Annotated in this window: 27 protein-coding genes; all 27 read right to left on the reverse strand. The window is 67.0% G+C overall.

What is annotated here, in order from left to right:
- Position 1: 1 nt before the first annotated feature.
- Complete coding sequence (locus OC373_RS09190; protein WP_080341543.1) at positions 2 to 661, reverse strand: 4Fe-4S single cluster domain-containing protein; 660 nt, start codon at positions 659 to 661, stop codon at positions 2 to 4.
- On the reverse strand, positions 658 to 2490 hold the full coding sequence (locus OC373_RS09195) for an AAA family ATPase (RefSeq protein WP_261997543.1): 1833 nt from the start codon (positions 2488 to 2490) through the stop codon (positions 658 to 660). Before OC373_RS09195 ends, OC373_RS09190 begins: the two co-directional genes overlap by 4 nt.
- 70 nt (positions 2491 to 2560) lie before the next feature.
- The gene (locus tag OC373_RS09200) at positions 2561 to 4705 is read right to left on the reverse strand and encodes a bifunctional diguanylate cyclase/phosphodiesterase (RefSeq protein WP_261997544.1); all 2145 of its coding nucleotides are present in this window, start codon (positions 4703 to 4705) and stop codon (positions 2561 to 2563) included.
- Positions 4706 to 4884: 179 nt separating this feature from the next.
- Positions 4885 to 5676, reverse strand: a complete 792-nt coding sequence (gene fliR / locus OC373_RS09205) for a flagellar biosynthetic protein FliR (RefSeq protein WP_261997545.1) — start codon at positions 5674 to 5676, stop codon at positions 4885 to 4887.
- An 11-nt stretch (positions 5677 to 5687) separates the two neighbouring features.
- A complete protein-coding gene (locus tag OC373_RS09210) occupies positions 5688 to 5957 on the reverse strand; it encodes a flagellar biosynthetic protein FliQ (RefSeq protein WP_019184809.1) in 270 nt (89 codons plus the stop codon).
- A gap of 36 nt (positions 5958 to 5993) precedes the next feature.
- The gene (fliP, locus tag OC373_RS09215) at positions 5994 to 6776 is read right to left on the reverse strand and encodes a flagellar type III secretion system pore protein FliP (protein WP_019184808.1); all 783 of its coding nucleotides are present in this window, start codon (positions 6774 to 6776) and stop codon (positions 5994 to 5996) included.
- 2 nt (positions 6777 to 6778) lie between these two features.
- A complete protein-coding gene (fliO, locus tag OC373_RS09220) occupies positions 6779 to 7180 on the reverse strand; it encodes a flagellar biosynthetic protein FliO (protein WP_019184807.1) in 402 nt (133 codons plus the stop codon).
- Positions 7177 to 7515 carry a flagellar motor switch protein FliN gene (gene fliN / locus OC373_RS09225; protein ID WP_046273536.1) on the reverse strand — a complete coding sequence of 113 codons (339 nt, stop codon included), beginning with the start codon at positions 7513 to 7515 and terminating at the stop codon, positions 7177 to 7179. Before fliN ends, fliO begins: the two co-directional genes overlap by 4 nt.
- Positions 7512 to 8519 (reverse strand): flagellar motor switch protein FliM, encoded by a 1008-nt coding sequence (gene fliM / locus OC373_RS09230; protein ID WP_019184805.1) that lies wholly within the window; start codon positions 8517 to 8519, stop codon positions 7512 to 7514. The genes fliN and fliM overlap by 4 nt, the downstream gene beginning before the upstream one ends.
- Before the next feature lie 8 nt (positions 8520 to 8527).
- Positions 8528 to 9046 carry a flagellar basal body-associated FliL family protein gene (locus OC373_RS09235; RefSeq protein WP_046273534.1) on the reverse strand — a complete coding sequence of 173 codons (519 nt, stop codon included), beginning with the start codon at positions 9044 to 9046 and terminating at the stop codon, positions 8528 to 8530.
- 121 nt (positions 9047 to 9167) lie between these two features.
- Complete coding sequence (locus OC373_RS09240; RefSeq protein ID WP_261997546.1) at positions 9168 to 10328, reverse strand: flagellar hook-length control protein FliK; 1161 nt, start codon at positions 10326 to 10328, stop codon at positions 9168 to 9170.
- On the reverse strand, positions 10328 to 10786 hold the full coding sequence (gene fliJ / locus OC373_RS09245) for a flagellar export protein FliJ (protein ID WP_019184802.1): 459 nt from the start codon (positions 10784 to 10786) through the stop codon (positions 10328 to 10330). Before fliJ ends, OC373_RS09240 begins: the two co-directional genes overlap by 1 nt.
- A gap of 3 nt (positions 10787 to 10789) precedes the next feature.
- Positions 10790 to 12169 (reverse strand): FliI/YscN family ATPase, encoded by a 1380-nt coding sequence (locus tag OC373_RS09250; RefSeq protein WP_019184801.1) that lies wholly within the window; start codon positions 12167 to 12169, stop codon positions 10790 to 10792.
- A complete protein-coding gene (locus OC373_RS09255) occupies positions 12166 to 12801 on the reverse strand; it encodes a FliH/SctL family protein (protein WP_046274284.1) in 636 nt (211 codons plus the stop codon). The genes OC373_RS09250 and OC373_RS09255 overlap by 4 nt, the downstream gene beginning before the upstream one ends.
- Positions 12798 to 13784, reverse strand: a complete 987-nt coding sequence (gene fliG, locus OC373_RS09260) for a flagellar motor switch protein FliG (RefSeq protein WP_026070041.1) — start codon at positions 13782 to 13784, stop codon at positions 12798 to 12800. Before fliG ends, OC373_RS09255 begins: the two co-directional genes overlap by 4 nt.
- A 13-nt stretch (positions 13785 to 13797) precedes the next feature.
- The gene (fliF, locus tag OC373_RS09265) at positions 13798 to 15438 is read right to left on the reverse strand and encodes a flagellar basal-body MS-ring/collar protein FliF (RefSeq protein ID WP_019184798.1); all 1641 of its coding nucleotides are present in this window, start codon (positions 15436 to 15438) and stop codon (positions 13798 to 13800) included.
- A gap of 12 nt (positions 15439 to 15450) precedes the next feature.
- Positions 15451 to 15813, reverse strand: coding sequence for a flagellar hook-basal body complex protein FliE (gene fliE, locus OC373_RS09270; RefSeq protein ID WP_070427326.1), 363 nt, complete (start codon positions 15811 to 15813; stop codon positions 15451 to 15453).
- Between the two features lie 283 nt (positions 15814 to 16096).
- Positions 16097 to 17593, reverse strand: a complete 1497-nt coding sequence (locus OC373_RS09275; RefSeq protein WP_261997547.1) for a sigma-54 dependent transcriptional regulator — start codon at positions 17591 to 17593, stop codon at positions 16097 to 16099.
- Complete coding sequence (locus OC373_RS09280; protein WP_026070040.1) at positions 17590 to 17967, reverse strand: response regulator transcription factor; 378 nt, start codon at positions 17965 to 17967, stop codon at positions 17590 to 17592. Before OC373_RS09280 ends, OC373_RS09275 begins: the two co-directional genes overlap by 4 nt.
- A gap of 14 nt (positions 17968 to 17981) precedes the next feature.
- Positions 17982 to 19394, reverse strand: coding sequence for an RNA polymerase factor sigma-54 (gene rpoN, locus OC373_RS09285; RefSeq protein ID WP_261997548.1), 1413 nt, complete (start codon positions 19392 to 19394; stop codon positions 17982 to 17984).
- Between the two features lie 263 nt (positions 19395 to 19657).
- Positions 19658 to 20290, reverse strand: coding sequence for a response regulator transcription factor (locus tag OC373_RS09290; protein ID WP_026070039.1), 633 nt, complete (start codon positions 20288 to 20290; stop codon positions 19658 to 19660).
- A gap of 87 nt (positions 20291 to 20377) precedes the next feature.
- Positions 20378 to 20959, reverse strand: a complete 582-nt coding sequence (locus OC373_RS09295; protein WP_261997549.1) for a PilZ domain-containing protein — start codon at positions 20957 to 20959, stop codon at positions 20378 to 20380.
- Entirely contained in the window at positions 20956 to 21252 is a 297-nt protein-coding gene (locus OC373_RS09300) for a hypothetical protein (RefSeq protein WP_070427330.1), read from the reverse strand. The genes OC373_RS09295 and OC373_RS09300 overlap by 4 nt, the downstream gene beginning before the upstream one ends.
- Positions 21249 to 21665 (reverse strand): flagellar export chaperone FliS, encoded by a 417-nt coding sequence (gene fliS, locus OC373_RS09305; protein ID WP_070427331.1) that lies wholly within the window; start codon positions 21663 to 21665, stop codon positions 21249 to 21251. The genes OC373_RS09300 and fliS overlap by 4 nt, the downstream gene beginning before the upstream one ends.
- A gap of 128 nt (positions 21666 to 21793) precedes the next feature.
- Positions 21794 to 23176: a flagellar filament capping protein FliD gene (fliD, locus tag OC373_RS09310; protein WP_261997550.1), complete on the reverse strand. Its 1383-nt coding sequence runs from the start codon at positions 23174 to 23176 to the stop codon at positions 21794 to 21796.
- A 453-nt stretch (positions 23177 to 23629) separates the two neighbouring features.
- Positions 23630 to 24883: a flagellin gene (locus OC373_RS09315; RefSeq protein WP_261997551.1), complete on the reverse strand. Its 1254-nt coding sequence runs from the start codon at positions 24881 to 24883 to the stop codon at positions 23630 to 23632.
- A gap of 81 nt (positions 24884 to 24964) precedes the next feature.
- Positions 24965 to 26183: flagellin (locus OC373_RS09320; protein WP_261997552.1), on the reverse strand; the 1219-nt coding region annotated here is incomplete at its 5' end.

Below are 26183 nucleotides of genomic sequence, written 5' to 3' on the forward strand. Positions count from 1 at the left end.
GTTACTCGACTGGACGACGCGATGAAGTGTGTGCGCTGGTCTGCACCTGGTGGCCCTGCGCGCGCAGCAGCTCGCGCAGGCGCAGCAGGTCGCCGCGGCGGGGGATGCCGGCCATCCAGACGGTGCCGGTGGCATCGAACATCAGGTCAAGTGCCTTGTCGGCCGGCGTGCTGGCCCGCTCCAGGCCGGCCAGGCGCGACCGACCCAGCGCGGTGAGCAGGGTGAGGCGCTGGTTGTCGCTGCCGCGCAGCGCCAGCGACTGGTCCGCCTGTTCGAGGTAGGGGTCGCTGATCACCGCATCGATCAGGTCGCGCGCCTGGTCCAGCATGGGCTGCAGCGTTTCCAACGGATGGCCGCTATACACCAGGATGTCCGCGGCGGTGCGTTGGCGCAGCCCCACCAGCATCTGCAGCAGGGCGTCGAACTGGTCGAACGGCTCGCCGCCGGAAATGGTGACGCCGTCGGCCTGGTCCAGCCACGGGGCCACCTGCTCGAGCAGGGAGGCCACGTCCACGACGGTGCGCCCCGGGCCCCAGGTGTCGGCTGAAATGCAGCCGCTGCAGCGGATGCTGCAGCCCTGGAACCAGATGCCCAGGCGTTGCCCCGGCCCCAGCGTGGTCACCGGGAAATGCACGCGCGACAGCTGCAGGGGACGGTTCAACTGCGTTCCAGGTTGAGCACGTTGGCATCCACCGCAACGATGGTGAACTGCTGGCCGGGCTGCGCGTCCTGGTCGAACAGGGCACGCGCCAACGGGTTGAGCAGGTGCGCCTCGAGCTGGTTGCGGATGCCGCGCCCGCCGTTGGAGAGGTCCTTCAGGCATAGCGCGCGCAGCGCGTCGCGGGCCGGCGCGGCCAGGGTCACGCGCAGGTGCTGGGCCTGCAGGTCGGCCAGGGTCGCGTCGACCATCTGGTCGAAGATCTGCACCGCGACCTCCTCGCGGATGAAATCGAACACGATGATGTTCTCGCCGATCCGGTTGAGGATCTCCGGCCGGTTCAGGACCAGTTTGAAGTGCCGGTCGATTTCGTCGTGCACCTTGCTCTGCACCTGCTCGAAGGGCTCGCCGGGCAGCACGTTGGCCACGCGCTCGCCATGCTCGCCCTGACGGTAGATGCCCAGATTGGAGGTGAACACGATCAGCGCCTCGGAGAAGTACACGCGGTCGCCACGCCCGGACGTGAGCACGCCGTCATCGAGGATCTGCAGGAACTTGTCGAGGATGCGCGGATGGGCCTTCTCGATCTCGTCGAACAGGACCACGCTGAACGGCTTCTCGCGGATGGCGTTGGTCAGTTCGCCGCCCACGTCGTAGCCCACGTAGCCGGGCGGAGCGCCGATCAGTCGCTGGTCGGCATGCTCGGCGCTGAACTCGGACATGTCGAACCGGATGTAGGCGCTTTCGTCACCAAACAGCAGGCTGGTGACGGTCTTGGCCAGCTCGGTCTTGCCCACGCCGGTGGGGCCGGCCAGGAACGCCACGCCGCGCGGCCGGTTGCCCTTGCGGCTTGCACCCACGCCGGTCATGGCGCGCTTGACGATGTCCAGCATGTGGGTCACCGCATGGTGCTGGCCCTTGACCCGTTGATGGACGAACGCGTCGCCCATGCGGATGCGCTGCCGGTCAATGCGCAGCCAGGGGTCTTCGGTGACCCCGACCTTGTAGCGGCGCACGGCGTCGCCGATCTGGTCTACCGCCACCCCTTCGACCCGGGCCAGCTGCGCGATGGCACTGAGGTCCAGCAACAGCAGCCCCTCGGTGCTCTGCACGAATGCATCCACCGCCTGCGCGGTGGCCTGGGCACTGGCGTCCGGGGCACCGGCCAGACCCTTGAGCAGCGCCGGGGCCAGTGCGCGCCGGGTGAGCTGGTCCGGCTTGGCCACCGGAATGTGGCGGATGCGCGGGTTGCCGACCAGCAGCCAGTCGGGCAGGTCACCTTCCTTCTCCACTACCCAGAGCACCGTGTTGAAGAACGGCTTGCGCTGCACGCTGCCCGGTCGGCTGCGTGCCTGGTGGGAGAGCACCAGGGCCTGGGTGAACAGCTGGTGTTCGGCGGCGCTGAGGGCGTCGCTGCGCACTGCCAGGCGCGAGGCGAAATCGATGATCACTGCCACCGGCTCGCCTTGGCGCACGACCAGCCGCTGGAGCGTGGCACTGAGCAGGTCGATACCGGCGGGCGCGGCGCCGTCCACCGGGGTCAGCCCCAGCGATTGCAGCAGGGCGATGCCGCTGGCGGGATCGGTGCCGGGGCGTTCCAGGGCGCGGAAGCCGGCCAACGGATCCCAGCCCAGCACCTGCGCATAGCCCTGGTCGAGCAGGGTGTTGCACAGGGTCTGATTGAAGCTCTGCGCGGTGACCGTACCCGGTGCCACTTCGGCGGCCTGCAGGTCGCGGATGTTCCCGGAAAGCACGAACTGGCTCTTCAAAGGAAGGAAACGAACAAGATCGCGCTGCCAGCGCGGACCTTCAAACACATTCTTCCCTGACATCCTGCTGCCTGCTGTTCCCATGGTAGGGGGCAGGGTATTGCGCGCAGGCGCCAATTTCCAGCGCGTGCGGCTAGCCCGCCGCCGCGCCTGGCCGCGCCTGCGCCTTCCATCCGGCGGCAATCTCCACCCGCGGGCGCGGGTGGTCATGCAGCTGCATGAACCGCTCCGGGTCCACCGGGCGTCCCAGCAGGTAACCCTGCAGATAGTCGCAGCCCAGCCGTTCCAGGTAGGCGCGCTGCCCGACGGTCTCGACGCCTTCGGCCACGATGTCCATGTCCAGCGCGTGTCCCAGCGCCACGATCGCCGAGACGATCACCACGTCTTCGGAGCTGTTCTCCAGGTCGCGCACGAAGGCGTGGTCGATCTTGATCTCGGTCGCCGGCAGGCGCTTGAGGTAGAGCAGGCTGGAGTAGCCGGTACCGAAATCGTCGATGGAGATGCCCACGCCCAGCGCCGCCATCGCCAGCAGCAGCGTCAGGCTCGCCTCGGTGTCGCGCATGACCGTGTTTTCCGTGATTTCCAGGATCAGCCGGCGTGGTTCGATCCGGTGGGTCTGCAGCGCCTCGCGCACTTCCCGCAGCAGGTTGGGCGAGGCGAACTGGATCGGGGAGAGGTTCACCGAGACCGTCCAGCCGTCATGCCCGGCGTCGTGCCACACACGCAGCTGGCGGCAGGCTTCGTCCAGCGCCCACCGGCCGATCTCGTTGATCACGCCGCTGCGCTCGGCCAGGCGGATGAAGCGGTCTGGTGGAATCAGCCCCTGCTGGGGATGGCGCCAGCGGATCAGGGCTTCAGCGCCACTGACCGACTGCCCGGCCACGCGGGTCTTGGGTTGATAGTGCAGGAACAGCTGCTCGGTGCCGATCGCGCGGCGCAGGTCGGCCAACAGCTGGAACTGCTGTTCGGCGCTGTCGTTCATCCACTCGGCGAACAGCACGTAGGCATTGCGCCCGGCCTCCTTGGCCTGGTACATCGCGGCATCGGCGAAGGCCATCAGCTGCCGCTCGCTGGCGGCGTGGTCCGGACAGATCGCGATGCCGACGCTGGCCGTCACCTGCAGGTCGTGGCGCGGCAGCAACGGCTCGCGGCCGACGGTCTGGAGGATGCGGCTGGCCAGTGTCGCCACGTCTTCGTCGTTCTCGATCGGCACCACCAGCACGAATTCATCGCCGCCCAGCCGCGCCAGCATGTCCGCCGGGCGCAGCAGCTTGCGGGTGCGGTCCGCCACGGCGACCAGCAGGGCGTCGCCGGTCTGGTGGCCGTAGGCATCGTTTACCTGCTTGAAGCCGTCCAGGTCCATGAACATCACCGCAAACCGGCTGCCGCGCTGTTCCGCTTCGGCCAGGGATTGCTCGATCCGCCGCTGCAGCAGGCGGCGATTCGGCAGGCGGGTGAGCGGGTCGTGCAGGGCCGCCTGGGTCAGTTCGGCGTAGGCATCGTCAAGCGAACTGCTCAGGTCGGTGTTGCGCAGACGCAGCAGCTGGGCCTCCATGCGCTGGTCCAGCCAGGACACGATCAGCACTACCGCCAGGATCGCGATGGTCAGGGCCAGCACCACCAGTGCCAGCCACTGCGCCTGCAGGCCCTCGCCGCCGGCGGCACCGCAGATGCTGCCCGCGGGGAAGCGGGCGGCGGCCATCCCGGTGTAGTGCATGCCCACGATCGCCGTGCCCAGCACCAGTGCCGGCGCGGCACGGTCGCGCAGGCGGCGATGGCTGCTGCGCAGGCGGAAGGCGATGAACAGCGCGGTCCAGGAGGCGACCACGGCGATCAGCAACGACAGGGCCACCCAGCCGGGGTGGTAGTCGATGCCGGGCTGCATGTGCAGCGCGGCCATGCCCAGGTAGTGCATCGCGGCGATGCCGCTGCCCATCAGCAGTGCGCCAAGGGCGAGGCGGCCGTGCGGCAGGGTCGGTTGCGAGACCAGCCACAGCGCGAAGATGGACGAGGCCATCGCAGCCAGCAGCGAAACCGTGGTCAGGCCGAGCGCATAGCCGAGTGGGATGGGCAGGCGGAAGGCCAGCATCCCGATGAAATGCATCGACCAGATGCCCAGCCCCATCGCGCAGCCGCCGCCGATCAGCCACAACCAGGTGGTACGGCGCGTGGCCGCGGTGGTGACGCGGCTGGCCATGTCCAGCGCAGTGAACGAGGCCAGCACGGCGACCAGGAATGACACGATCACCAACCACGGGGTGTAACTGCCGATCAGCATGGATGACGCTCTCCTTGGTCAACGCCTGAGCGATACGACAGAACGCGCCGCCATCAGCGCAGAGCACGGGTGAAGATTTCGTCGTCAGCCAAGACTAACGCCACGCACCGGGGGGATCGCAAGTGGCAGGCGTGCAGAGCGATGCGGTGGCCACGCGGTTGTCCCGCACGTGTCCCGGGTCAGCGGCTGACGCTGTCGGCGGCATCGAATGCCGCATCGAACAGGCGTTGCACGGGCGGGCCCATCTCACCGGCCAGCACGGTCAGCAGGAACAGCCCCAACAGCAGCGCGACCGGCAGGCCGAGCTGGATCGGGTTCAACGCGGGCGCCGCACGGGCCAGTACGCCGAAGGCCAGGTTGATCGCCAGCATTGCCACGGTCAGCGGCAGCGCCAGCGTGAGCGCGCCGCGGAACACCTGCAGCAGGAACGTCGGCGCGATGCTCAGGAATGCCAGGGGGTCGGGCAGCGAGGTGCCGATCGGCAGGGCCTTGTAGCTGTCCATCAGCAATGAGATCAGCGCCAGGTGGCCATTGGCGGTGAAGAAGAGCAGGCCGAACAGCAGATAGAACCATTGCCCGATCACGCCGGAGCTGCCGCCACGCAGCGGGTCGCTCATCTGCGCGAAGGCCAGGCCGGTCCCCTGCGCGACCAGCTCGCCGGCCATCGCACCGGCCTCGAACACCAGCCGCAGCACGAAGCCGATCGACACGCCGATCGCCAGTTCGCGGGCAATGGTCAGCACCGTGGCCGCATCGAAGCCGGTCCATTCCGGTACCGGCGGCAGCATCGGCGACAGCGCGATGGCCAGCGCGCCGGCCAGCAGCACGCGGATCCGGGACGGCACCGCGCGGGTGCCGATCAACGGCATGGCCATCAACATCGCGCCGATGCGCAGCATCGTCCACAGGATCGTGCCGATCATGCCGAAGGCCTGCAGGCCGTCGGCGGCCATCTGGGTCGCGGAATCCACGGCGGCTGGCCTCAGCCGATCAGGTGCGGGATGCGCTGGAACAGCAGCGTGGTGTATTCGACCAGGTGGCCGATCAGCAGGCTGCCCAGCGCGAACAGCACCACGGTCAGTGCCGCCGCCTTGGCGACGAAGGCGATGGTCGGCTCGTTGAGCTGGGTCGCGGCCTGGACCACGCCGACCACCACGCCGACGATCAGCACGGTGAGCAGCAGCGGGCCGGCGACCCACAGCACGGTGATCAGGCCACCACGCAGTTCGGTCAGGGCAAGTTCGGGCGTCATGTCGGTCTCGGGTCCGTATCGATCAAGGCAGGGCGGTCAGACCGCATTGAAACTGGCGGCCAGGGTGCCCACCACCAGGACCCAGCCATCCACCAGCACGAACAACAGGATCTTGAACGGAGCGGAGACCAGCATCGGCGAGAGCATCATCATGCCCATCGACATCAGCACGCTGGCCACGACCAGATCGATGATCACGAACGGGATGAAGATCAGGAAGCCGATCTCGAAGGCGGTCTTCAGCTCGCTGGTGACGAACGAGGCGACCAGGATCGGGAACGGAATGGCATCCGGGCTGGAGTAGGTGCCGTGCCCGGCCATGCCCGCGAAGGTCATCAGATCGGTCTCGCGGATCTGCGCCAGCATGAAGGCGCGCAGCGGCTGGGTGGTCAGGGTCCAGGCAGTCTGGAAATCGATCTCGCCGTTGAGGTAGGGCGCCATGCCGCTGCCCCACGCCTTCTGCCACACCGGCAGCATCACCATCGCGGTGAGGAACAACGCCAGGCCGAGCAGCACCTGGTTGGATGGGGTCTGGCCGGTGCCCAGTGCCTGGCGCAGCAGGCCGAGCACGATGATGATGCGGGTGAAGGCGGTCAGCACCAGCAGCATCGACGGGATCAGGGTGATCGCCGTCATCAGCAGCAGGGTCTGCAGCGGCAGGCTCACCGGCTGGCCGCCGATCTTGCCGACATTCACATCCGGCAGTGCGGGCACGCCCGGCACGCCGGGCGCGGCCCAGGCCAGGGCCGGCAGCGCGCACAGCAGGGCAGTCAGCAACAGCGGCAGGTAACGGGTCCAGGAGGTACGGGGGCCGCGCATGTTCAGGGTTCCTTGCGCAGCCGCTGTTGCAGCAACTGGGCGAAATTCGGGAGTTGTTTGAAATCGGGAAGGCGCGCCGGCGCCGGCGGCGGCAGGGGGTCGGGAAGCTGATGCAGCGTATTGATGCCGCCGGCCGTGACGCCCAGCAGCAGCTGGGTGCCATTGACCTCGACCACCACCACGCGCTCCTTGGCGCCGACAGTGAGGCTGGCGACCACGCGCAGCCCCTCGGCCGGGCGGAAGCCGCTGCCGGGCATGCGCTTGAGCAGCCAGCCCAGGCCGACGATCAGGGCCAGCACGCCCAGCAACGCCAGCACCGCACCGAACATGCCCGGTGCGGCGGCGGCATGCTGGCCGACCTTGACGGTCGAGGCGCCGGCCGCGATCAGCAGCCCGGCACTCAACGCAGTCTCCGGATCCGTTCGCTCGGGCTGACCACGTCGGTCAGGCGCACGCCGAAGCGATCGTTGATCACCACCACCTCGCCATGGGCGATCAGGGTGCCGTTGACGAACACGTCCAGCGATTCGCCAGCGCCGCGTTCCAGTTCCACCACCGAGCCCTGGTTGAGCTGCAGCAGGTTGCGGATCGGCAGGCGCGCGCGGCCGACTTCCAGCGACAGGGTCACCGGTACATCCAGGATCACATCCAGGTTGAGCTCGTCGCCGACGCTGGCGTCGTCCGACTGCAGCTGGGTGAACTGTGCCGGTGCCGGCTCGTTGGATTCGATATCGTTCATTGCGGGTCTTCCTGCAGTACGGGAACGCGTGGGCGGATGCCCGGGGGATGGGTGGCGGTGATCTTCACCGCGTTGAAACCATTGGCGACGCCGAACTCACCGGTGAACACCGGTACGTTTTCCACGCACAGCGGCACCTGCTTGGGCAGCTCGATCGGCAGCACGTCACCGATCTTCAGGCGGGTCAGGTCGCGCAGGCTCATGCGCTTGGTGGCGAGCACGCTGGAGAGCGTGACTTCGGCGATGTTGAGCTGCTCGCGCAGCATCACGCCCCAGCTGGCGTCGCGGTCGTTGCGGTCGCTCTGGATACCGGCGTCGAGCAGCTCGCGGATCGGCTCGAGCATCGAGTAGGGCAGGGTGACGTGGATATCGCCGCCACCGCCATCGAGCTCGACATGCAGGCGGCAGACCACCACGTACTCGCGCGGCGTCACGATGTTGGCAAAGTGCGGGTTGATTTCGGAATTGATGTATTCCAGCTCCACGTCCATCACCGGCGCCCAGGCTTCCTGGAGGTCGGCGAAGGTCTGCTTGAGCAGCAGGTGGATCACGCGCATCTCGGTGGCGGTGAACTCGCGGCCTTCGATGCGGGTCGGGTAGCGGCCGTCGCCGCCGAAGAAGTTGTCCACGATCGCGAACACCAGCGTCGGCTCGAACACGATCAGCCCGGTGCCGCGCAGCGGCTTGAAGCGGATCAGGTTGAGGTTGGTCGGCACGTACAGCGAGTGCATGTAGTCATTGAACTTGATCAGCTCGATGCCACGCACGGACAGTTCGGCCGAACGGCGGATCAGGTTGAACAGACCGATCCGCCACAGGCGCGCGAAACGCTCGTTGACCATTTCCAGGGTCGGCATGCGGCCGCGGATGATGCGGTCCTGGCTGGCGAAATCGTACGAACGCGCCTCGCCGGGCGTGGGTGCGTCGATGTCGGTCTCGACCGCACCGGAATCCACGCCGTGCAGCAGGGCATCGATCTCATCCTGGGAAAGCAGGTCATTCATGGTCGCCCTTACTGGGTCACGAAACTGGTGAACAGCAATTCGTCGGCACCGGGCTTGCCGGTCTCGGCCTTGAGCAGCTTCTGCACTTCGGCCAGGGAACTGGCCTGCAGGCGCTCTTTGCCGGCGCGGTCGGCGATGTCGCTCGGCTCGACCTGCGAGAACAGCATCAGCAGCTTGGCGCGGATGGCCGGGGCATGGAGCTTGATCGCTTCCATCGCGGCCGGGTCACGGCTCATCAGCTGCACTTCGACCTGCAGGTAGCGCGGGCCGTCGAAGCTGCTGTTGAGGTTGACCACGAACGGCGGCTCCAGGCCGAAGTACTGCGCCGGGGCAGGCACTGCGGATTTGCTGGCAGCCGGCTTGGCGGCCTTGTCGTCGTGCTTGGGCTGGGTGAAGTACCAGACTCCGCCACCGGCGGCGCCGGCGGCGAGCACCGCGGCCAGGGCGGTGACCAGGAGCGGACTGCGCGGCTTGGCGGCCTTGTCCTTTTCGGCGGATTTCTTGGTTTTATCGGCGGCTGCGGCCACGAGGGGAAGCTCCAGAGGATTGCTTCCTGCCTACATGCAAACGGTGTGCCTGAATGCCGGGGATCGGGTGCGTCGGGTTTCTGGCGGCGCGGTGGAGGCCGCGCCGCCGCACCGCGCCGGGTCACGCGTAGGCGTCGACCAGGCCGCGCTGGCGGATCAATTGCGAGGGCGACAGCGTGGTCTCGGCCAGTGACGGTTCTCCGTCCTTGCCGGTCATCCCGCTGCCGGCGTTGCCACGTCCGCCGTCCGGCGCGGTCTGCTGTTGGCCCACGTCGGCATGGCCAAGCTGGAAGCCCTGTTCGCCGAGCAGCTCGCGCAGGCGCGGCAGGCTGCTTTCCAGTGCGTGGCGCACATCGGCATGGGCACTGGTGAAGCTCGCATGGACCTTGTCCCCATCCAGCTGCAGGCGCACGTCGATCGGGCCGAGGTCGTTCGGGGTGATCTTGATGTGGGCGTGGCCGATCTTCTGGTCCGCCAGCCAACCGACCCGGGCGCCGACGGCATCATCGAAATCCTCACCGCCCAGGTGTGGGGTGGCGGTGGGGGAGCCGGTGAACAGGCTGGCCATCACCGGCTTGGCGTCGGTCATGCCGTGCAGGGCATGCAGCAGCGGCGTGGCCGGTGCATCCGGACCGTCGGCGGTTGCCGCGGTCAAGGCATCGGTGAAGGTCTTGAGCAGCGGGGCATCGTCGGCCGCGGCGGCGTCCGCAGTCAGGGCGGGCAGTGCGATGCCGCCCTCGGTGGAGGGGCTGGGAGGTGCAGGCGCTGGTGCGGCACCGTCGGCCGCCTGGGCGCCCGCCGTCAACGTGGGCAAGGCCGCATTGGCGCCCGTCGCCGGGCCAGCGAGGCCTGCCACGGCCGGGGTCGGCGCGGGTACCGGCAGGCCGTTCAACGCCAGGCCGGCCAGGCCCAACGGTGGCCAGGCGGCCTCGGTGTCGTCCGCTGGCTCGGCGGCGGGCTTTTCGGCACGGGCCGATGCTGGGGTGCCGGCGTCGGCGGGAGCGGGCGTGTCCTCGGCAGTCCTGGCACCGGACGTGGCAGGACGCGTTGCTGCGTGCTTGTCCTGGCGCGATGTGTCTGTCGCCGCGTGCTTTCCGGCATCGCGGCTGCTGCCCGCCTTGCGCGGCGTATCGCTGCGCGGTGCTTCGCTGCCGGGCTTGAGCAGTGCGTCAAAGTCCCGACGGTCGCCGTTGCGGTTGCCGTCGCTGTCGGCCCGGGCACCGGAAGGCGTGCTGCCCGCGTTCTGTGCCGGCGCGGCGCCGCCGAGCAGGGCGGCGGGCATCACGGGGTCCCTCCGTTCTCGCCGTCTTCGCGCTGTGACTGGCGCGAGCGACGCGCGCCCAGATCATCCATCTCGCGCTGGTCGCGGCGGTCGGTGACGACCTTTTCCTGGGCGCGGTAGCTGGCGGCCAGCTGTTCCAGCACCTGCTTGTCACGGCTGGCCAGCAGCAGGCGGGCGCGTTCGGCGTCGACCTTTTCGCGGTTGTTGTCCACGGTTTTGCGCTGCTGGGCGACCGCGCTGTCCAGGCGATCCAGGAATGCGCGGCGGTTCATCAGCTGGGCCGGGCTGGTGGCCGACATCTGGGCGCCGGCGTATTCCTCGGCGTAACGGCGCAGCTCATCCAGGCGCGACACATGCGTGTCGAGCGCACGCTGGCGCTCGGCCAGGTCGCGGGCGACCTCGTCTTCGTGGTCCTGGGCTCGTTTCAGCAAGGGGTCGAAGCGCTTGGATTGGATCATGGCTTAAGTCTCTGGTTCCACCAGCCGCTTGAGGGCGGCCTGACTGTGCGGCAGGTCGGCGGCCTTGCCGACGTCCTGGCCGAGGAATTCAACGATGTCCGACCAGCGCTCCAGCGCTTCGTCGGTGGCCGGGTCATTACCGCGCTGGTAGGCGCCGATCGCGATCAGGTCGCGGTTGGACGAGTACGCCGACACCAGCCGTTTGAGCTTGCGGATGCGCAGGCGCCACGGTTCGTCGGCGATTTCCGTGACCACGCGGCTGACCGAGGATTCCACGTCGATGGCCGGGTACAGCCCGCTGTCGGCGACCCGGCGCGAGAGCAGGATGTGGCCGTCGAGAATGGCGCGTGCGGCATCGGCGATCGGATCCTGCGGGTCGTCGCCTTCGGTCAGCACGGTGTAGAAAGCGGTGATCGAGCCGCGGCCCTTGGCGCCGTTACCGGCACGTTCGACCAGGGCGGGCAGCTTGGCGAACACCGACGGTGGGTAGCCGCGGGTGGTGGGGGGCTCACCCACGGACAGGCCGATCTCACGCTGGGCCTGGGCGAAGCGGGTCAGCGAGTCCATCAGCAGCAGGACGTTCAGGCCCTGGTCGCGGAACCACTCGGCGATCGCGGTGGCGCGGTAGGCGCCGTGCAGGCGGGCCAGCGGCGGACGGTCGGCCGGGCTGGCGACCACCACGGCGCGGCGCAGGCCCTCTTCGCCCAGCGTGCTTTCCACGAAATCGCGCACTTCGCGGCCACGTTCACCGATCAGGCCGACCACGATGACGTCGGCCGCGGTGTAGCGGGTCATCATGCCCAGCAGCGTCGATTTGCCGACACCGGAGCCGGCGAACAGGCCCACACGCTGGCCGCGGCCGATCGGCAGCAGCGCGTTGATCGCACGCACGCCCACGTCCAGTGGCTGGGTGATCGGCTCGCGCGCGAGCGGGTTGATCGAGACGCCGGCCATGCCGACGGTGCCTTCGGCGCGGATCGGGCCCTTGCCATCCAGCGGCACCCCGTCGCTGTCGATCACGCGGCCGAGCAGGCCTTCGCCCACTTCCACGCCGCCCCGGCCGAGCGAGGGCACGACCCGCGCGTTGGGCAGCAGGCCGTGCAGTTCGGCGCTGGGCATCAGGTAGGTGCGCTCACCGGCGAAGCCGACGACTTCGGCATCGACCCAGCCGCCATCGGCAACTTCCACCTTGCAGCTGGCACCCATCGGTGCCTCGCAGCCGACCGCCTCCAGGGTCAGGCCGACCGCGCGGCGCAGCACGCCCTCGCGGATCAGGCCACGGCCGTGCGCGGTATCCGGGCGGATGTTGTCCAGCCGCGAGGCCAGCCGCAGGTTGCGGGCGGCGGTCCAGTCGGCGGGCGGGGGCAGGGTCTCGGTGTTCATGGGGTGGTTCCGGCTTTGCGGATGACCGCATCCAGTGCGCCGCGCAGGCGTGCATCCAGGGTGCCGTCGATGCGCACGGCTTCGGCGTGTACGCGCAGGTCGCCGCGGCTCAGGCTCAGGTCCGGGGTCAGGCGCTGGTTCGGGGCCAGATTGAGCACCGGGGCCAGCGCGGCGATGTCGTCCGGGTGCAGGCGCACTTCCACATCGCGGCTCGCGCCGCCGACCGCATCCACCGCTTCGTTGACCAGCTGCGCCAGCAGTTCCGGCTCGGCTTCATAGGCCCGCCCGACCAGGTTGCCGGCCACGCGCACGGCCAGCTCGCCCAGCGCGGCGACCACTTCGTTCTCCAGGCGCACCAGCGGCCGGCTGAAGTTGTCCAGGATGCCCTCGATCTGTGCGATCAGGCGGCGCACCTCGGCCTGGCCCTGGGCCAGCCCTTCGGCGTGGCCCTGATCGAAGCCGTCCTTCTCGGCACTGTCCTGGATCGCCTGGATCTCTTCCAGGGTGGGCAACTGCAGCAGCGGCTCCGGCTCGTGGTCCGGATCGGGTTCGGTGAGCTCGAACTGTTCTTCCGGTGGCGGCTCGGGCACCGCGAGCAGGTCCGGGGCAAGCCAGCGCACGGCATTGTTCACAGCATGGCCTCCGCGTTGCCACCAATGGTGACCGTGCCTTCATCGGCCATGCGCTTGACGATGGCCAGGATCTCGCGCTGCGCCACTTCCACATCCGACAGGCGCACCGGGCCCCGGGCTTCCATGTCTTCAAGCAGGATTTCAGCGGCACGCTGGGACATGTTGCGGGTGATCTTGTCGCGCACCTTGATGTCGGCGCCGCGCAGGGCCAGGCCGAGGCGCTCGCCGCTGACTTCGCGCAGCACCAGCTGCAGTTCGCGGTCGTCCAGGTCCACCAGATCGTCGAACACGAACATCAGGTCCTGGATGCGGCCGCTCAGCGGTGCATCGATGCGGGCGATCTCGCCCAGGATCGCCTGGTCCTGCCCGCTGTCCATGAAGTTCAGGATGTTGGCCGCACACTGCACGCCGCCCACGTTGGACGACTTCAGGTTCTGGTTGCCGGCGAACTGGCGTTCCATGATCTCGTTGAGTTCATTGAGGGCGTTCGGCGGAATGCCGTCCAGCGTGGCGATACGCAGCAGCACGTCCACCCGGGTGCGCTCGGGCAGCAGCTTGAGCGCGTCGGCGGCCTGGTCGGTTTCCAGGTGGGCCATCACGATGGCGATGATCTGCGGGTGCTCATTGCGGACCAGGTCTGCGACGGCACGCGGATCCATCCACTTCAGCGCGTCCAGGCCGGTGGTGTTGCGACCCAGCAGGATGCGGTCGATCAGGCTGCCGGCCTTTTCGGTACCCAGCGCCTGCACCAGCATGTTGCGGATGTAGTCGTCCGAGCCCACGCCCAGCGAGGTCTTGGAGCCCAGCTCGCTGCCGAACTGGTCCATGACCCGCTCGACCTGTTCGCGGGTGATGTCGGTCATGGTCGCCATGGCGATGCCGATCTTCTGGACTTCCTTGGGCTCCATGTGGCGCAGCACTTCGGCCGCGTCCAGTTCACCCAGCGAGAGCAGCAGGACGGCGGCGCGCTGCACGCCGGTCAGCGGGGGAGGTGCATCAATCATTGGCCACCCAGCCCTTGACCACCTGGGCCACGCGCTTGGAATCGGTCTTTACAGCTTCACGCGCCATGCGCAGTCGTTCCTCGTAGGAGTCCACCGGCAATGCCAGCGGTTCATGTCCGGCCGCGTGCAGGCGTTCGCTGCCGATCGCGGGCAGGCCCTCGCCGTCATCGACCAGCTGCACATCGGCACTGTGGGGTTCCAGCGCGTCGTCCTTGGGCTTGGTCTGCCCGGTGATCGAGCGCAGCGCCGGGCGCAGCACGCCGAACACCAGGGCCAGCACCACGATCGCGCCGAGCAGCAGACGCAGTGCGTCCTGTACCTGCGGCAGCTCCCACCACTTCGGCCCTTCGACCGGGGTGACCTCACGCACGAACGGGGCATTCATCACCGAGACCGTGTCGCCACGCTCGGCATCGAAGCCGACCGCCTGCTTGACCAGCGCTTCAACGCGGGTCAGTTCGGCCGCGGAGAGGGCCTGGTCGGTCATCTTGCCGTTGGCACCGGCGCGCGGCACGTTGTCCACCAGCACCGCCACCGACACGCGCTTGATGCGACCGGCCGGTTGGCGGGTGTGCTGCAGAGTGCGGTCCAGCTCGTAGTTGCGGGTGGCGTTCTTGGAGGTTTCCGTCGGTGCCTGCGCGGTGGCCGGGGCGGCCGCCGGGCCGGGCGGGGTGTTGCTGGCGGCGCCGGGCACGCCCTGTGGGCCGGGCACGTTGCTGCTGTTTTCGCTCATCTGCTCGCTGCGCAGCTTCTGCGGCTCGCCGTTGTAAAGCTCACGGGCTTCTTCGATCACCGAAAAATCCATGTCCACGCTGACTTCCGGATTGACCCGGCCCGGGCCGGTCATCGGCTCGAGCAGCTCGCGGATGCGCTGGTTGAACGAGGTTTCCTGGCGGCGCACCTGTTCGAACTGGGCGGCATTCATGGCCGCTTCGCTGTTCGGGTCGGAGACGCTGAGCATGCGCCCGCTCTGGTCAACGACGGTAACGCGCTCGGGCGCCAGGTCCGGGATGCTGGCGGCGACCATGTGCACGATCGCATCGATCTGGCCGCGTTCGAGCTGCTGGCCACCGCGCAGTTCCAGAACCACCGAGGCACTGGCCACGTCACGCTGGCGGGTGAAGGCGCTGGGCTTGGGGATGGCCAGGTGCACGCGCGAATCACGGACCGGGCGCAGCGTATTGATGGTGCGCGACAGCTCGGTTTCCAGCGAGTGCTGGTAGCGCGCGTTTTCCATGAACTGGCTGACGCCGAAGCCCGGGTCGCGCTCCATCAGCTCAAAGCCGAGGCGGCCGCTGTCGGTCAGGCCGGAGCCGGCCAGCTTCAGGCGCGCATCGTGCAGGTTCTTTTCCGGCACGGTGATGCCGCCGGTGGCGGGATCCAGCTGGAACGGAATCTGTGCCGCGCGCAGCAGGTCGGTGGCCTCGGCCGTGGCCTTCTGGTCCAGCCCGGTGTACAGCGGCACCATGCCCGGCTTCTGCGACCAGAAGAACACGAACAGGCCTGCCGCCACGGCCACGGCGATCATCGCCATCAGGCCAAGCCGACGGGTGATCTGCAGGCTTTGCAGCCGGTCGAACCACTGCCCAGCCTTTTCGGTGTTCAGCGATTCTTTGGAGAGCGACAGGGCCATGCGTTTCTATCCTTACAGCGGCATGTTCATCACGTCCTGGTAAGCCTGGACGAGACGGTTGCGGACTTCCACGGTGGCGCGGAAGGCGATCTGGGACTGCTGCGAGGCGACCATGACCTTGGCCAGGTCCGCACCGGGTTCACCCAGTTCGAAGGCCTTGGCCAGGGCGCCGGATTTCTGTTGCGCATCGTTGACGCCGGCGATGGCGCCGCGCAGCGTTTCGGTGAAGCTCGGGCCCTGGATCTCCTGGGGGGACACCAGACCCTGGATGGCATTGCTGCGCGGCAGCTCCGTCAGCGGGCTGACGGCGGGCTGCCCCATCTGGGTCTGGAAGGTGCGGATCTGAGAAAGGATCGAGGTGACGGAGTGCGACATCTGGAACGTTCCGAAGCAGGGGTGGGTTACACCGGGAGACGTTGCAAGTGCCGTGCCGAAATGGATGAGTGATTCAGTTTTGTAACGGTGGCGCGGGGTTGCGCGTCACGCAGCGCCCGAGCGCGTGGCGGCCTGACCGGTGTGGGCGACGGCGTGCCCATGCGGCGGGGTGAAGCAGCGCCGTGCCGGAGAGTCGACGCCGGAAAACCGGCGGGGCGGACGGTCGTGGCAACAAAAAAGCCCGGGACATGCCCGGGCGTCTGGTTTCCGCGTGCCGGCCCGCTCAGCCGGCCAGTTCGGTCTGGTCGCGTTCGATCCCGTACTTGCGCAGCTTTTCCACCAGGGTGGTGCGGCGCAGGCCGAGCAGCTGGGCGGCATGGGCGACGACGCCCTGGGTGCGCTCCAGCGCTTCGTTGATCAGGTTCAACTCGATGCTGGCCATGTGGTTGCGCAGATCCAGGCCGTCATCGGGCAGGGCCGGGGCGCGGGCGACCGGGCCGGTGCCGTTGTCCGTGGCCGTGCTGCCCGGTGCACCCGGGGTGTGGAAGGAGAAGCTGCGCAGGTCCAGCCGCTCATCGGCCTGGGCCGGCGCTGCTGCCGCGAGCACGGGTGCGGCCGCCGCGAAGTCGCCGCGATAGCGGGCCGGCAGATCCTGCACGCGCACGTTGCCGCTGGGGTGCAGCACGGCCAGGCGTTCCACCAGGTTGGTCAGCTCGCGCACATTGCCCGGCCATTCGTAGGCGGCCAGCGCCTGCAGGGCTTCGCCGGTGAAACGCACTTCACCGCGGCCGGTACGGGCCAGCTGCCCGGCGATGGTGGTCACCAGCGCCGGCAGGTCTTCGCTGCGCTCGCGCAGGGCCGGCACATCGATGGGGAACACGTTGAGGCGATAGAACAGATCCTCGCGGAACTTGCCGTCGGCGATACGTGACTCCAGGTCGCGGTGGGTCGCGGCGATCACGCGCACGTTGCAGCGGATGGTCTGGTTGCCACCCACGCGCTCGAAGCTGCGCTCCTGCAGCACGCGCAGCAGCTTGACCTGCATCGGCAGGCTCATGTCGCCGATTTCATCGAGCAGCAGGGTGCCACCTTCGGCCATTTCGAAACGGCCCTTGCGTGCACTCAGCGCGCCGGTAAAGGCGCCCTTTTCGTGACCGAACAGTTCGCTTTCCAGCAGATCCGGCGGAATCGCGCCGCAGTTGATCGCCACGAACGGACCATCGCGACGCGGCGAGCGCTGGTGGATGGAGCGCGAGACCACTTCCTTGCCGGTGCCCGATTCACCCAGCACCAGCACGGTGGTGTCGAACGCGGCCACCTGCTCGATCATCCGGCGCAGCTGGGTGACCGCCGCGCCTTCACCGGTAGGCCCCTGTTCCTGCACGGCGCCGGCCTGGTGCTCGGCATCCAGGCGCTTGAGGCTGGCGCGACGCAGCAGGCCTTCCATCTGTGCATGGCGCAGCGGCGCTTCCAGCGGCCACACATTGGCTTCGTGCAGGCCGTACTGCTGGGCGAAAGCAGTGGTGTCACCGTCGATCAGCATGACCGGCGGCGGCAGCGCGCCCTTGCCCAGCCAGGCAAACAGTGCATCGCTGCGCTCGGAACCGTCCAGGCCACCGATGATCGCGGCCATCCAGTCGTTGGGGCGGTGGCGGGTAATGTCGAAATCGTTGGCGTCGGCCACCCAGCGCGGGTTGAAGTCCATGAACTCCAGCAGCGCGACGGTGCGCTCGGCGCGCACGGCGTCGTTGTCCAGTACCAGGATGCGGGATTCGCTCATGATCCGTTCCCCTTCAGGCCTTCCAGGATCGGCATCACTTCCTGGATGTAGGACAGCTTGCTGACGAAGTTGTCGGCACCGGCGCGAAGGGCATGCTCGCGGTGTTCGGCGTCATCGAAGTGGCTGGCGATGACGATGTAGGGCGCGTCATCCTGCGATTTGATCAGGCGGGTGGCCTGCAGGCCGCCCATCTCCGGCATGGCCAGGTCCATCAGCACCACCTTCGGGCGCAGCGACTCGGAGCGTTCGATCGCTTCCAGGCCATTGGCGGCGCTGCCGATCACATCGAGCCAGTCGACCTTGCGGAAGTGGCGCATGGCGGCGTTGATGAAACCTTCGTGGTCGTCGACCAGCAGGACGGTGAGCTTGTTCATGTCTTCCATTTCCTTCAGCCCACCCGGGCCAGGAGGTGCGGGGTGCTGGCATGGCTGCGGCGGCGTTCGCGCGCCGGGGCGATGTCCAGTTGTTCGCGGTATTTTGCAACGGTACGGCGGGCGATGTTCACCCCTTGGCGCGAGAGCAGGCCGGCGATCGCTTCGTCGGCCAGCGGCCGGGCGGCCGGTTCGGACTCGATCAGGCGGCGCACCATCGCTTTCACGGCCTGGCCGGAGACACTGGCACCTTCCAGGCGCACCGCGAAGAAGTGCTTCAGTTCCAGGGTGCCGCGCGGGGTCTGCAGGTACTTGCCGGTGGTGATGCGCGAGACGGTGGACTCGTGCATGCCGATTTCGTCGGCCACTTCCTTCAGCGTGAGCGGTGCCATCGCTTCTTCGCCACGGGTCAGGAAGCCGGCCTGGCGCTCGATGATCACCCGCGCGGTGCGCAGCAGCGTGTCGTAGCGCATCGACAGACCGCGGGTCAGCCAGCGGGCCTCCTGCATCATGTCGCGCAGCGGCTGTGCGGCGTCGCTGGTCTCGGCCAGCGCCTGTTCGTACTGCGGGTTGATGCTGAGGCGGCGGCTGGTGGCCGGGTTGAGCGCGACGCGCCACTGGCCATCGGCGTGCCAGGCGACCACGTCCGGGATCACCACCCCGTTGCTGTCCGGCAGCAGGCTCTCACCCGGGCGCGGCTGCAGCGAGAGGATCAGGCGGACGGCTTCATGGATGTCGGCGACTTCGGCATCCAGCTGCTTGGCCAGCGCCGGGTAATCGTGAGCGGCCAGCGCGGCCAGGCCGTCGTCGAGCACACGCTGGGCGAGGTGGCGGGCCGGTACACGGCCGGGCAGGCAACGCAGCTGCACGCTCAGGCATTCGTGCAGGTCCTGGGCGGCCAGGCCGACCGGATCGCCGTGCAGGATCTGCTGGCGCACCGCTTCCACGCCGGCCGCGTCCACATCGCAGCGCGCACTGGCCAGCAGGGTCAGCTGGGCGAGCGGGGCATCCAGATAGCCGGCGTCGTCGCAGTGCTCCAGCCAGAAACCGGCCACGGCCAGCTCGCGGGCATCCATTCCCATCGCCAGGCGCTGCAGGGCGCGCAGCTGCGGATCGGACGACTCACCGGCCGCCACGCGCTGCATGCGGTCATCGTCGCCGTCCTGCCAACCGGCACCGGGCACGTCCCACAGGGAGGATTCCGGCAGTTCATCGAAGGCGGCCACGTCCTGGGTGGTGCTGGCCGGGTCGGTGTCGGCAGCGACCGGTTCCGGCGCCTCTTCCAGTTCCAGCAGGGGGTTGGTCTCCAACGCGCGGCGGATTTCCAGTTCCAGCTGCATGCCATCCAGCTGCAGCAGACGGATGGACTGCAGGAGCTGAGGGGTGAGGTGAAGCTGCTGACCCATCTGGGTCGACATGGAGGCTTTCAAGGTGGTTCCCCGTTCGCACCGACTCCCCGGTGCGTTATGGAACACATCTTGCTTGTGTTCCCGTACACCGGGAATCAGGGGGTTCCTGAGTCGGGTCGTCAAATGCCTGACAGCGTGTAGGGGATATCCCGACATCGGCGCGGTATTTTGACGGGCGTTGGCGCGCGGGTCTTGTCTTTCCGTGCCCAGCCTGCCGGCCGGGCTTCAAAAATCCGTCACCCTGCGTGGCGGGGAAGCCGTGTGTGCCGGAGAACCGGCGCTGATCACTCCAGCTCGTGCTGGTGCCGGGCAGCGAGCAGCACCAGGTCATTGGCGCGGCGGCAGCCCAGCGATTCCATCATCCGGGCGCGATGGGTTTCCACCGTCTTGACGCTGATGCCCAAGTCCGCAGCGATTTCCTTGTTGCTCTCGCCCTTGCCGATACGGCGCAGGATCTCGCGCTGCCGTGGCGACAGGGCTGCGACTCCAACCGGTTTTTCCCTGCCCAGCATGGGGGCGAGCATCTTGGCCGAGATCTGCGGGCTCAGGAACACCTGGCCGGCATGCGCGGCGCGCAACGCCAGTTCCAGTTCCTGCGGCGCGGCATCCTTGACCACGAAGCCGACCGCGCCACGATCCAGCGCATCGCGAACGTGCACGGCATCGTCGTGCATGGTCATCATCACCACGCGCGAGCCGGGCGTCCGCAGGAGAATGTCGCTCAGGGCCTCCAGCCCGGTTCGGCCGGGCAGGGACAGGTCCATCAGGACGACATCCGGGGAGTGCTGCACGCTCAGCTGCAGCGCCTGCTCGGCGTTGCTGGCCTCGGCGATGACTTCGACGTCGGCAAAGCCCTGCAGCAGACGGCTGAGGCCGGCACGGACCAGGGTGTGATCATCGACGATGAGAACGCGCACAGGCTGCTTGGGGAGCGGGGAGGCCGTCACCTTAACGGAGTGAAGGCCTACCGCCAAGCCGAATGCGTCACAGTCGGGGCCGTACGGTCAACGCAGGCGACGCGCTTCTGCGATCTGGCGGCGGTGCAGCCGGAACAGATGCCGCTCCAGGGCCATCTCCAGCGCATCGCTGAGTCCTTCGAAACGCAGCCACAGATAGTGCGCGCCGGAGCCATTGGCCGCTTCGGCCACGATCACCACGGGCAGGTCGATATGGTCGGGCAGCCAATCGCAGGGCCGCAGGCGGATGACGCCCATGCTGCCCGGTGCGGCGCCGCTGCGGCTGCCCTGTTCCAGGCGGATGCCACGGCGTGACCAGCGCAGGGGGCGCAGTGGCAGGTCCTGCGCACTCTGCCGGACCAGGCGGCCCAGCAGCACCATGATCAGATCGAGCTTGGCTTCCAGGCGTTGCACCTGCAGGGTGGCATCGCTGCGGTCGTCATGCCCGTCATCGCCGCGGGCATCCTCCACCAGCGCCACACTGCGCAGCAGGGTCTCGGCCGTGCCGGGGCGGATCACTGCGCTGCCGATGCGGAACTCGGCCGGCAGCGCCACTTCGCAGCTCAGCGTCTCATCGAACAGCTCGCTTTCGGCCGGGTGATGGATGGCGCTGGTGCGAAGTTCGTTCATGACAGGGATTCTGCCGTCAGGTACGCCTGCGCGGCGCGAAGAGACTGGTGCCCACTATGGATGTGGCGGCTGGCCTCTTCGCGCTGCCGCATCATGAACAGCATGATGCGCTGCTGACGTGCCTGCAGTGAAGACAGCCCCGGCACGTCGGAGAGGGCTGAAGGACCGGCCAGATAATTGCGCTGGGCGGCATCGAGCGCGTCCAGCTGCAGCCCGGCCTCATCGAAATTCTCGTCGTGCAACGCCGTTTCCAGCGCGTCGAGCCGGGCGTTCAGCGCGCCGAGCGAACTCATGGCGCGGCCTGCGCCGTGTGGCGCTGTTGCTGCGGAATGGCGTTCCAGGCCGAGTCGATCTCGCCCAGCAGTTCGAGGGCCTCGGTCAGCGCAGCCGGGTCGTTGTGCAGGTTGGCTTCGGTCAACCGGTGCATCACGTAGTCGTACAGCGAGGACAGGTTGCCGGCGATCTCGCCTCCGGCTTCATGGTCCAGCGAGCCGTTGAGGTGGCCCACGATGGCGCAGACCTCGCCGATTGCCTTGCCCTTGCGCGCCTGGTCGCCACGTTCCAGGCAGGCCAGGGCCAGTCGCAGGCGCTCGCAGGCACCAGCGAGCAGCAGCGCCACCAGCTTGTGCGGGTCGGCATCGGTAACCGAACTCTGCACGCCGACCTTGCGGTACTGCTCGGTGAATTGACGGTTGGAACCGTACATCAATCATGTCTCCTTCATGCGGGGCCGCGAAGCTCGCGACATCGTCGGCACCGGGTGGAGCCTGCGAGGTGTCCTGCCAGTGATATCGGCAGCGGGCCGGTTCAACTTGAGTCCGCTGCCGCGATCGATCAACCGCTGAGCTGCGAGAGCTGTGAGGTAAGGCTGGACATGGTCTGGCTCATCTTGCTCATCAGCGCATCGAGCGCGAGGAACTGCTTTTTGTAACGTTCGGATACGCCTTCCATGCGGACATCGAGCGCCTTGCGGCGCTTGTCGATGTCCGTCAGCGTATTGTTGATGCTCTTGGTGCGCGAGACGAAGGCGCCTTCCTTGCCGACGGTGGTGCTGACGTAGCCATCCACCATCGCAAACAGCTTTGCCGCCGCCCCGTCATCACCGGTGAAGGCCTCGCGCACGGCACCGCCCTGATTGACCAGGGCCGCGTCGAACTTGGCGGTATCCAGCACCAGGCTGCCATCGGCATTGGGATAGGCACGGGTCTGCAGGCCGATCTTCTTCGGGTCCAGGCCGGCGGCCGAGAGGTCCTTGAGAATGCCGCCCATCATGCTGCGCAGCTGGCTGGAGGCGCCGCGCATCTGCGCATCGCCGGTCAGCGAAGAGGGCTCCTTGTTCTCGATGTCATACTTGGTCGCGGTGTTGATCGCCGCGATGGCGCCGTTGTACGCGGTCACGAAGTCCTGCATCACCTTGCGCGCCGCGGCGACGTCGGTGGTGATGGTGACGGTGCTTTCGCCTTCCTTCTTCAGGTTCAGGGTGAGGCCGGGCACCACGTCGGTGACGGTGTTTTCGCTGCTGGTGACACGCACGCCGTCAATGGTCAGGATCGCGTCGGTGGCTGCCGTGTGTTGCTTCAGACTCGCCGCGAGCTTGACGAGTTCGGCATTGCCGGGGTCGGCGCTCAGGCTGATTGCGTTGGCAGCGCCCGACTTTTCCTGCGACAGAGACAGGAACTGGTTGTCTCCGGAGGCAATGAGCGTCGCCTGGATACCAGACGCGCGGCCTGCCTTCTCGATTTTGGTCCGGATCGAGCTGAGCGTGTCATCCGCTTCGACGTTGATGTTCAGCGTCTTCTGCTTGTCGCCGACGCCGACGGTAAGCGTCAGGGTTCCGGCGCCGAACGTGTCCGTTTTCGGTATCGCGGTGTCGGAGATCAGCTTATGCGCGGTGGCGAGCTTCTCTACGTTGACGAGGTGCGTGCCAGCCGCCGCGGAGTTGGTGCCGGATACCGTCAAGATCTCGTCGGTGCCGGATTTGCTGGCCGTGAACGTACGTGCATCGAACGCCGTATTGGCCTTCAGTGCTTTCAATGCCGTATTCAGCGTGTCGAACGCGGATTTGACTGTGCCGATCGCCGAGAGCTGCATCTTGGCCTTGGACTGCTGCAGGTTCAGTGCGTTGTCCGCCGGCTTGCGATCGGCGGCCACCAGGCTGCTGACCATGCCGGAAATATCCAGTCCTGAACCGATGCCGCCGTAACCGAAGTCCGCCACGTTGTATCTCCTGTTTGTAGCCGCTGCCGTGAAGTCGCAGGGCAATGCCATCAACGAAAGTAGCGGCCGTAGCCGCCGGGTCTTTAGAACCACGTTGATGCAGGAGTTGTGCCAGCCAGGGCAAGGGCGGGTTTGGCACGCCGGTTGCAGGAGCCCTGGGGCAGGGGCGGCGGTTCGCGCCTCTGATAGGTGGTCTGTAAAAAACCCTCCTCCAATGCAGAGGAGGGGTCAGGCTACTGAAAAGCGGGGGGAGACGAAGCCACCCGGGGTGTTCAGTCAAACAAACAGCGCTGATAACAGTTCTGCCGCAGGGGCGGGCCATGGCCACGACGATGTGGCCACCGGGAGAGAGTCCGGTCCATGGCCATGGCCCGTTCCTGCGTGACGATTGCGATGCTTCGGTTTGCTCCCGCCGCCGGCCGAAGCCGGCGGCGGAAGCGGTACTTCTTTGGATCAGCGCAGGAGGCTCATCACGTTCTGCGGCACCTGGTTGGCCTGGGCCAGCATGGCCGTACCGGCCTGCTGCAGGATCTGGGTGCGGGTCAGCTCGGCGGTTTCCTTGGCGAAATCGGTATCGCGGATACGGCTGCGCGAGGAGGCCAGGTTTTCCGACGAGGTCTGCAGGTTCGCGACCACCGAGGTGAAGCGGTTCTGCACGGCGCCGAGGTCAGCACGGGTGCTGTTGATGCTGCTCAAGGCCTTGTCAATTACTGCAATTGCCTGCTGTGCGCCAGCGACGGTATCAATCTGCACGTCTTTCAGCAGCTGAGTGCCACCAACGGCTGGTGGCGCGGTGTTCGCGGTCTTCGCGACACTGGTGAAGAACCCACCGGCACCGGCCGTGATAGCCATGCCTGCGAATTTCCCGTCCTTATCGACGCTTTCTTTGACCGAAGTCAGCTTGATCGAATCCGGCACTGCAGGGGTGGCACCGGGGTCGCCTGCTTCCAGCTCTGCGTACACGCCAGTTTCGCCAATCTTCGCGTTGATCGCGGCGATGGTAGCCTTGTTCGCTTCGGCTAGATCTTTGGCAGCATTGCCAGTGCTCGTGAACGTGACCTTGCCGATGTCGATGCCTGAAGCCGGAAGGTCGCCTCCCTTGATGTTCAGGCCCGTGATACTGGACTCTTGACCCGCAACACCTGCGGTAGCGCCAGCAGCCAGGGTGATCGAGTTGCTATCAAAGACGCTGCTGCCCAATGCGTCTGCTTTTGCATTGACGACCTTATCGATTGCAATCGCCTGGCCGGAGTTGGCACCGACCTGGAACAGCTGGCTGGAGAACGAGCCGTCCAGCAGTTTGGTACCGTTGAACTCGGACTGCTTGGCGACGCGATCAATCTCGCTGACCAGCTGCTTCACTTCCGACTGAAGTGCAACGCGGTCGCTCTTTGAGTTGGTTGCATTGGAGGCCTGCACCGACAGCTCGCGGATACGCTGCAGATTGTTGCCGATCTCGGTCAGTGAACCTTCGGCGACCTGGGCCAGTGAGATGCCGTCGTTGGCGTTGCGAATGGCCACATCGGTGCCGCGGATCTGCGTACCGAAACGCTCGGAGATTGCCAGGCCGGCGGCGTCGTCCTTGGCGCTGTTGATGCGCGAACCCGACGACAGGCGCTGGATCGTGGTGGCCAGGGAGCTGCCGCTGGTGCTCAGGTTACGCTGAGCATTCAACGACATCGTGTTGGTATTGATGACTTGTGCCATGGTGGTTTCCTTTGGCGGTGTTTCGAGAATCGCTTTTCATACCTGCGCCGATTCGGTCGACGCAGGTGTTCGAAGTGAGGCTTAACGCAGTAGGCTGAGCACGTTCTGCGGCACCTGGTTGGCCTGGGCCAGCATGGCTGTACCGGCCTGCTGGAGGATCTGGGTGCGGGTCAGCTCTGCGGTTTCCTTGGCGAAATCCGTGTCCTTGATGCGGCTGCGCGACGCGGACAGGTTTTCGGTCGAGGTCTGCAGGTTGGCTACCACCGAGGTGAAGCGGTTCTGGATGGCACCAAGGTCTGCGCGGGTGCTGTTGATGGAGCTCAGAGCCTTGTCGATAACTTCAATTGCCTGCTGGGCACCAGCAACGCTGTCGATGTTCACGTCTTTCAGGAGCTTGGTGCCATCAGTCGGAATCGTGGCAGTGGTGTGTGCAGTGACAGCTGCGCTTTCAAAGTCCCCATCGCCTTCCGTGACGGCGAGTCCGGAGAACTTTCCGTCCTTGTCGACGCTCTCCTTTACGGAGGTCAGGCTGATCTTACCGGCGCCGGTCTCATCCACCTTGGCATATACGCCCGCCTCGCCAATCTTGGCGTTGATCGCCGCTACGGTGGCGGTAGTGGCTGCCTTCAGATCGTCGGCAGCAACGCCCGTACTGGTGAACTTGATCGTTCCGACATCCACGGCCGAGGCGAGGCCGCCGCCGCTGATCTTCAATCCAGTGATCTCAAGTTCCTGTCCGGCAACCGGAGCAGTACCGCCGGTCGGAACGGTCAAAGTCATGGCGTTGCTGTCAAACACGCTACTGCCCAATGCGTCTGACTTTGCGTTCACAACCTTGTCAATGGCAATCGCCTGTCCGGCGTTGGCGCCCACCTGGAACAGCTGGCTCGAGAACGAACCATCAAGCAGCTTGGTGCCGTTGAACTCCGACTGTTTGGCAACGCGGTCGATTTCGCTGACCAGCTGGGTAACTTCCGCCTGCAGGGCCTTGCGGTCGCTGGCCGAATTGGTGGCGTTGGAGGCCTGCACGGCCAGTTCGCGGACGCGCTGCAGGTTGTTGCCGATTTCCGAGAGGGAGCCTTCGGCGACCTGGGCAAGCGAGATACCGTCGTTGGCGTTGCGAATGGCCACATCGGTGCCGCGGATCTGCGTACCGAAACGCTCGGAGATTGCCAGGCCGGCGGCGTCGTCCTTGGCGCTGTTGATGCGCGAACCCGACGACAGGCGCTGGATCGTGGTGGCCAGGGAGCTGCCGCTGGTGCTCAGGTTACGCTGAGCATTCAACGACATCGTGTTGGTG

It is taken from the genome of Stenotrophomonas sp. Ste96 (assembly GCF_024519495.1).
Classification (GTDB): Bacteria; Pseudomonadota; Gammaproteobacteria; order Xanthomonadales; family Xanthomonadaceae; genus Stenotrophomonas; species Stenotrophomonas bentonitica_A.